This is a genomic window from Streptomyces sp. SID10853 (assembly GCF_010548145.1).
Taxonomy (GTDB): Bacteria; Actinomycetota; Actinomycetes; order Streptomycetales; family Streptomycetaceae; genus Streptomyces.
In genome coordinates this window covers 1-6,353 of the sequence record NZ_JAAGLN010000321.1, presented here as the reverse complement: position 1 = coordinate 6,353, position 6,353 = coordinate 1, and the positions used below count along the sequence as shown (strand labels likewise).

The window sequence follows — 6,353 nt, the reverse complement described above, 5'->3', positions numbered from 1 at the left end:
CCGCCGCCGGCCCCACAGCGCCGCAGGCCGCCGCCCCCGCGCCCGCTCACGCCCCGGAGGACCCCCGATGACGATCCCCGCACCCGCGCCGTTCCAGCCGCCGCAGCAGCAGCCGCCCCGGCCCCCGCAGACGCCGTACTACGTCTCCCCGATCCCGGTGACCGACGCGCACATCGGGCATGCCATCGCTTCGGAGTGGACGAAGATCAAGTCGGTCCGCTCCACGGTGTGGACGCTCGGCGTGCTGATCGTGCTGGTCTTCGGCATCGGCCTGCTGTCGACGGTCGCGATCAGGTCGTCCGGCTCCACCATGAACGGCACCCCGGTGCTGAGCATGGGCTTCTTCGGTGTGCTGCTCGGCTCCATGTGCGTCGTCACGCTCGGCGTGCTGACGGTGGCCTCCGAGTACGGCACCGGCATGATCCGCACGACCCTGACCGCCTGCCCCAGCCGGGCCCGGGTGCTCACGGCGAAGGCGATCGTCTTCTTCCTGCTGGCGTTCGTGATCCTGCTGGTGACGACCTCGCTGGTCGCGATGTTCCAGTACGCCATGCTCAAGGGCACCGGTGCCGGGGCGCCGGACGGCGGGCAGTGGATCCGCGCGACGTTCGGCGTCAGCCTCTACGTCGCTCTGCTGGGGCTGCTGTCGCTGGCCGTCGGCTCGCTGATCAGGCACTCGGCCGGCGCGATCACGGTCATGCTCGGGGTGGTGCTGCTGCCGCTGGTGCTGGCGCTGTTCATGTTCGCGCGGTCACTGTCCGGCCTGCGCGACAAGCTCTTCGAGTACTCGATCCCCAACCAGCTCAGCGCCTTCTACAGCACCTCCGTCTCCAGCACGGGCCCGTCCGGCTGGCAGCCGCTGTGGATCCTGCTCGGGGTGACAGCGGTGGTGTACGCGGGCGCGCTCGCCGTACTCAGCAACCGCGACGTCTGACAGCGCGGCGTCCGACAGCGCGACATCTGACACCGCGGCGCCGGAGCCGGGCCGGCCGGTGCGGGGCGGCCGGTGCGGGGCGGCCCGCGCACGGCCGGTCAGTAGCGCGGCGCGTTACGGGACCGCTGCACCCGGGAGGTGCGGCGGTCCTTCGCGTTCCAGCAGGCTTTGTGCCAGTGCCTGCGGTCGTCGACCCCGCCGTACTCGGGCCAGGCCACCACATGCGGCACCCCCGAGGGGATCTCCTGGTCGCAGCCGGGGCAGCGGTAGCGCTTGCCCTGCGCGCTCGCCCCGCTGACCATACGGACCGACCACTCCTCACCCTGCCAGGACTCGGTGGCCTGGAGGCCGAAGCGGTCGGGTCCCCCGCCTCCGCCGACGGGCTCGCTCGGCTTCTCGCCCCCACGGGGACGGTTGCGGCGCGGGGACACGTAACACCTCACGGGGCAGACCGGACAGTTTCTCGCTCGGTCCAGCCTACGGGCAGCGGAACGCCACATCCGTACCGCTCACCGTGAGAACGTGAAAGCCCCGGAGCCCCCGCTCCTTCACCCGCCCCCATGCACAAGTCGGGCTTACCGGAAAATCACAACACCTTCTCGATGGGCCGTGCCTTTGGCACGTGTCAGGCGTTGTTGCCAGTAAGGGGAGAGTCGCGTCGGCCGCAAGGAGGCAGAAGGCGATGCGTGTTGGGGCATTTGTACTGGCAGCCCAGTTCCCGGGGCAGGGGCAGGAAGAGGCGCTGCACCGCGCGGTGCGGTCGGCCGAGGTCGCTGAGGAGTCCGGGCTCGACGCGGTCTGGCTGGCCGAGCACCACTTCGTCCCGTACGGGGTGTGCCCGTCGGCGGTGACGCTGGCCGCGATGATGCTGGGCCGCACCCGTCGGATCCGGGTCGGTACGGCGGTGAGTGTGCTGCCGACCGTGCACCCGGTCGCGCTGGGCGAGCAGGCGGCGCTGCTGCACATCACATCGGGCGGACGGTTCAGCCTCGGTGTGGGGCGCGGCGGGCCCTGGGTGGACCTGGAGGTCTTCGGCGCGGGGCTCGGCGCGTACGAGAGCGGCTTCCCGGAGTCCCTCGACCTGCTGCTGCGGTGGCTGCGCGAGTCCCGGGTGGCTGCGGACGGTGAGCGCTTCCGCTTCCGTGAAGTCCCGGTCGTACCAAGGCCGCAGGAGCTGCGGTGCGGTGAAGTGCCGGGCCCCGAGGTCGTCGTGGCGTGCACCTCGCCGTCCAGTGTGCGGCTGGCCGCGGGGCGCGGACTGCCGATGCTGCTCGGGATGCACTCGGACGACACGGAGAAGGCCGAAATGGTCGCCCTGTGGCGAACGCACGCGCGTGCGGCGGGAATTGCGCCCGACACCGTGGCCGATCCCGGGCATGTGGCGGCCGGAGTGGCGCAGATCGCGGACCGCGAGGCCGACGCGGTGGAGACTCTGGTGAAGGCGATGCCGGGGTGGCTCAAACAGGGACTTGACGCCCATGTGACCGTCGACGGCAGGCACCGTGCGATGCGGGACCCGGTCGCGTACACGGAGATGCTCTGCGGGATCCACCCCGTGGGCCCTCCCCGTCTGGCTGCCGACCGGCTCGCGGCCACGGCGGAGAGGACCGGCATCACACGGTTCGCGATGCTGGTGGAGGGTTCGGGCGATGTAGCGGCCACCGAGGAGAACCTCCGGCTGATCGGAGCCGAAGTCCTCCCGCGGTTGCACTGATCCGGCGGTTGCGCTGATCCGGCTGTCGCACTGATCGGTGGAACCGGACGCTGCCGCTCCAGCAGCCAAGACACCTCCAGCGGTGCGGAGCGGCAGCCCGGCGCGTCAGCAGTCCCTGAGTTCCGGAGACTGGTTCAGCAGCTGGCCCCTGATCGAGGTGAAACGGCCGAGCCGCTCATCGACCGAGGGATCCAGCGGGAAGACCGCCACACGGTGGCAGTTCTGGAATGCCAGGCGCACTCCGAAATGCCGCTGCAGCGCTCCTCGTATCGCGTCACTCGCGAGTGCGCGCAGCAGCTGGCCGCGCGCCTGCTCATTGGGGGGAGGCGTCTGGTTGTCGGCGAACTCGCCGCCGTCGACCTTCAGCTGGACCGCCAGAGAGCTGATCATCTCCCATGCGTAGGGCAGGGAGGTCCGGACGCAGTCGATGAAGTCGGCTTCATCGACCTCGCCTCGCTCGGCCTGTTCGAGTAGGGCCGGTGAGACGTCGAGCGACATGGGTTCTCCTCTCGCGACCCCGGAGGGACCGGGGCCTTACGGGCAGGGACGGGAGAATCGCGACGCAGAGTACACGCGCGACAACCTCCTGCTTCCACGGTATGCGTGCGCAGGCGCCCGCACCAGGAGAATGGGCACACAACCGGCCAATAACGAACGGGGTTGTTCAGGGCGAATCGCGTACAAGCCGCGATGTCGAGTAGCGTTGCCGACCATGCGTCTCGTCATCGCCCGCTGCTCCGTCGACTATGCGGGCCGCCTCACCGCCCATCTCCCGTCCGCTCCGCGCCTGATTCTGGTCAAGGCCGACGGAAGCGTCTCGATTCATGCGGACGACAGGGCGTACAAGCCCCTCAACTGGATGTCTCCGCCCTGCACTCTGAAGGAGGGGACAGGGGACGACACCGGTCAGTGGACGGTCGTGAACAAGGCGGGCGAGAAGCTCATCATCACGATGGAGGAGGTCCTCCACGACTCCTCGCACGAGCTGGGTGTCGACCCGGGGCTCATCAAGGACGGTGTGGAGGCCCACCTCCAGGAACTCCTCGCCGACCGGATCGAAACACTCGGTGAGGGCCACACCCTGATTCGGCGTGAATACATGACGGCGATCGGCCCGGTGGACATCCTCTGCCGGGACGCGGACGGCGGGACCGTGGCCGTCGAGCTGAAGCGGCGCGGCGACATCGACGGTGTGGAGCAGCTCACCCGCTATCTGGAACTGCTGAACCGGGATCCCCATCTGGCCCCGGTGAAGGGCGTGTTCGCGGCGCAGGAGATCAAGCCGCAGGCACGGGTGCTGGCCACGGACCGCGGGATCGAGTGTGTGGTGCTCGACTACGACGCGATGCGCGGCATCGAGGACGACAAGCTGCGGCTCTTCTAGGAACGGGCACGGCACAGCAGAAGCCCCGGCGGACAGCGCGTCCGCCGGGGCTTCTGCTGGAGGCGCGGTCAGTCCGCCGCGGGGCCCGAGGCGCTCGATGGGGACGCGGACGCGTCCGCGGGAGGCGTGGCCGGACTCCTGCTGTCCACGGGCCCGCTGGAGGCCGTGGAGGGCCGCATGACGCTCTGCGTGGACGAGGGCGAGTCCGCCGGCGGCGGGTCGTCGGGCGTGGAGTCCGACGGGCTGGGGCTCGGGCTGCCGGGCGGGTCGCTCGGCGGCGTGGACGGGCTGCTGGGCGGTGAGTGCGAGGGCTTGGTCGGCGGCGTGTGCGAGGGCTGCGTGGGGGGCTTCCCGGAGCCGGACGGTTTGTCCGACGGTGACGAGGGCTTGTCGCCCGGTGACGACGCCCCGTCCGACGGTGTGCTGCTCCCGGTGGGCCGGCCGCTGTCGGTGGCGCTCGGGCCGGAGGACGTGGCGGGGCCGGTGGCACCGCTGCCGGTCGAGCCGTCCGATGTACCAGGTGTGGACAGCGTGGGCTCGTCCGCGCTCATCCCGTCCTTGCCGCTGTTGTCGTTGACCGAGCGGCCAGGACCGGTGTCGCCGGGTCCTGAGTCGCTGTCGCCCGTCGCGCCGAGGGTCACCACGGTGCCCAGCACTCCGGCGAGCAGCACACCGGCTCCGGCCGCGACCAGATTGCGCCGGGCGCCGCCGAATACCGTACGGCGCCGGCTCTGCGGAGCGGCGCTCGCCGGGGTCACCTGCGGGGTGGCCAGGGTGATGTGGTCGTCGGGCGGCACCGGGGAGAGCGAGACGACGGCGCCTGCCGCGCCCGTGCCGACGGGCGGCGGGGGCGTGGTCTCGTACGCGGGCGTCACGGTCCCGGCCCCCTGCGGCGGGGTGTCGCCCGGAGCGCCGGGCACGTAGCCGCCGAGTGACGCGGCTCCCGAGCGGTCGGCGATGAGCGCGAGGGCCCTGCGCCCCGCGACCGTGCCCGCCTTGTCGGCCAGCGCGCCGCGCAGCGCTATCGACGCCTCCAGTTCGGCCAGGGCCCGGTCCGGATTGCCGGTGCAGAGCGCCAGTACGCCCAACTCGTGGTGGAAGTACGCCTCTTCGGCGACCTCGCCGGAGAGCCTGGCGGCCTCCTGGCCGGTCCGCAGGGCGCGCTCCCAGGCGTTCCAGTGCAGTCCGGCCGCGAAGGCGGGAGCGGCGCTGCGGGCCAGCAGCACGGCGGCGCTGGGGTGTCCGGCCTCCGTGCCCGGTACGAGTGCGGTCATCGCGGCGAGGACGGCGTCCGCTTCGGCGGTGGCCCGCTCGGGTGCCACCGAGGGGTGCCCGGCCCACCACGCGTAGTGCTGGGCGGCGGTCAGCGCATGACCGGTGGAGTCGTCGGCGTACCCCCCGACCTCCAGCTGCTGGACCACCCCGGCGGCCAGCCGGTAGTGCGAACCGGCCGGGGAGAGCAGCCCGGACCCGGCCAGCTCCCCCACCGCCGTGTCGGCATGGGTGTCACCGACCAGGGCGGGCAGATGGGCCTGGTGCGGCACCTCGCCGCCGAGGGCGACGGCGAAGGCCAGCGTGGCCCGCGCCGATTCGCTCAGCCCCTCGGCGAGCAGCTGCGCGGGCGCCGCGCCCTGGCCGAGGGTGGGCAGCGGTACGCCGGGGGTGTCACCGGCCGGGCCGCCGGTGTCCACGGGCCCGGTTGTCGGAAGGTCGTCGGTGCCGGGGTACGCGCCCGGGGCCGTACGCGGCAGGTCGCGCCGGCGCAGCAGTGCGCCCGCCTGGACGAAGCGCAGCGGCAGCCCCTCGGACTCGAACCACAGGTCGCCCGCCCAGTTGGCCTCCTCCTCGGTGAGCGGCCGCTCCACGGCGCGCTCCAGGAGGTCGAGCGATGCGCTGCGCCCGAGACCGCCGAGGAAGACCTCCTCCAGGAGGGACTCGGGGAGCGGGGCGGCCACGTCGGGGGTGGCGGAGAGCAGGAAGGCGCACTCGGGGGTGGCGTCGAGCAGCTCCTCCAGGGCGGCTCCGCCGAACTCCAGGTCGTCCAGGACGACGATCGCGCCGATCCCGCGCACCAGGGTGAGCAGCTCGGACCTGTCGGGCCGGTGCAGGGGGGCGCGGTGGACGGCGGCGAAGAGCCCGTACAGGAGGTCGGCGGGGGTGCGGTGGTATCCGGAGAGCCGTACGACCCCGTCGGGGGCGAAGCCCGCGCAGTCCCGGGCCACGGCGTCGAGCAGCGAGGTACGGCCGGAGCCCGCCGCGCCGGTCAGCCGGACGGAACGCCCGCGCGCCAGCAGGCGTACGAGCCGCTCGTGCTCCTCCTG

Annotated in this window: 6 protein-coding genes; 3 read left to right on the top strand and 3 right to left on the bottom strand. The window is 72.2% G+C overall.

All coding sequences use genetic code 11. The features are described from left to right. Window positions 1-67 precede the first annotated feature (67 nt). Window positions 68-934 carry an ABC transporter permease subunit gene (locus G3I19_RS33495; protein WP_164267475.1) on the top strand — a complete coding sequence of 289 codons (867 nt, stop codon included), beginning with the start codon at window positions 68-70 and terminating at the stop codon, window positions 932-934. 98 nt (window positions 935-1,032) lie between these two features. Here G3I19_RS33495 and G3I19_RS33490 read toward each other — a convergent pair whose 3' ends face one another. Beyond that, window positions 1,033-1,365 carry an ATP/GTP-binding protein gene (locus G3I19_RS33490; RefSeq protein WP_164267474.1) on the bottom strand — a complete coding sequence of 111 codons (333 nt, stop codon included), beginning with the start codon at window positions 1,363-1,365 and terminating at the stop codon, window positions 1,033-1,035. A gap of 251 nt (window positions 1,366-1,616) precedes the next feature. Between G3I19_RS33490 and G3I19_RS33485 the strand changes: the two genes are divergently transcribed. After that, window positions 1,617-2,648, top strand: a complete 1,032-nt coding sequence (locus tag G3I19_RS33485) for an LLM class flavin-dependent oxidoreductase (protein ID WP_164267473.1) — start codon at window positions 1,617-1,619, stop codon at window positions 2,646-2,648. 105 nt (window positions 2,649-2,753) lie between these two features. Here the strand turns inward: G3I19_RS33485 and G3I19_RS33480 are convergent, their stop codons facing one another. Continuing rightward, entirely contained in the window at window positions 2,754-3,146 is a 393-nt protein-coding gene (locus G3I19_RS33480) for an SCO5389 family protein (protein WP_164267472.1), read from the bottom strand. Window positions 3,147-3,360: 214 nt separating this feature from the next. Between G3I19_RS33480 and nucS the strand changes: the two genes are divergently transcribed. Then, entirely contained in the window at window positions 3,361-4,032 is a 672-nt protein-coding gene (nucS, locus tag G3I19_RS33475) for an endonuclease NucS (RefSeq protein ID WP_164267471.1), read from the top strand. 68 nt (window positions 4,033-4,100) lie between these two features. On the opposite strand, the gene G3I19_RS37090 is transcribed toward nucS, so the two are convergent. After that, window positions 4,101-6,353, bottom strand: a 2,253-nt coding sequence (locus G3I19_RS37090) for an ATP-binding protein (protein ID WP_203600898.1), incomplete at its 5' end; no start/stop codon positions are given.

What these genes read in the sequence shown, in the direction of transcription:
- G3I19_RS33495 (WP_164267475.1), top strand. Translation starts at nt 68, where the DNA reads ATGACGATCCCCGCACCCGCGCCGTTCCAGCCGCCGCAGCAGCAGCCG.
- G3I19_RS33485 (WP_164267473.1), top strand. Translation starts at nt 1,617, where the DNA reads ATGCGTGTTGGGGCATTTGTACTGGCAGCCCAGTTCCCGGGGCAGGGG.
- G3I19_RS33480 (WP_164267472.1), bottom strand. Translation starts at nt 3,146, where the DNA reads ATGTCGCTCGACGTCTCACCGGCCCTACTCGAACAGGCCGAGCGAGGC.
- nucS (WP_164267471.1), top strand. Translation starts at nt 3,361, where the DNA reads ATGCGTCTCGTCATCGCCCGCTGCTCCGTCGACTATGCGGGCCGCCTC.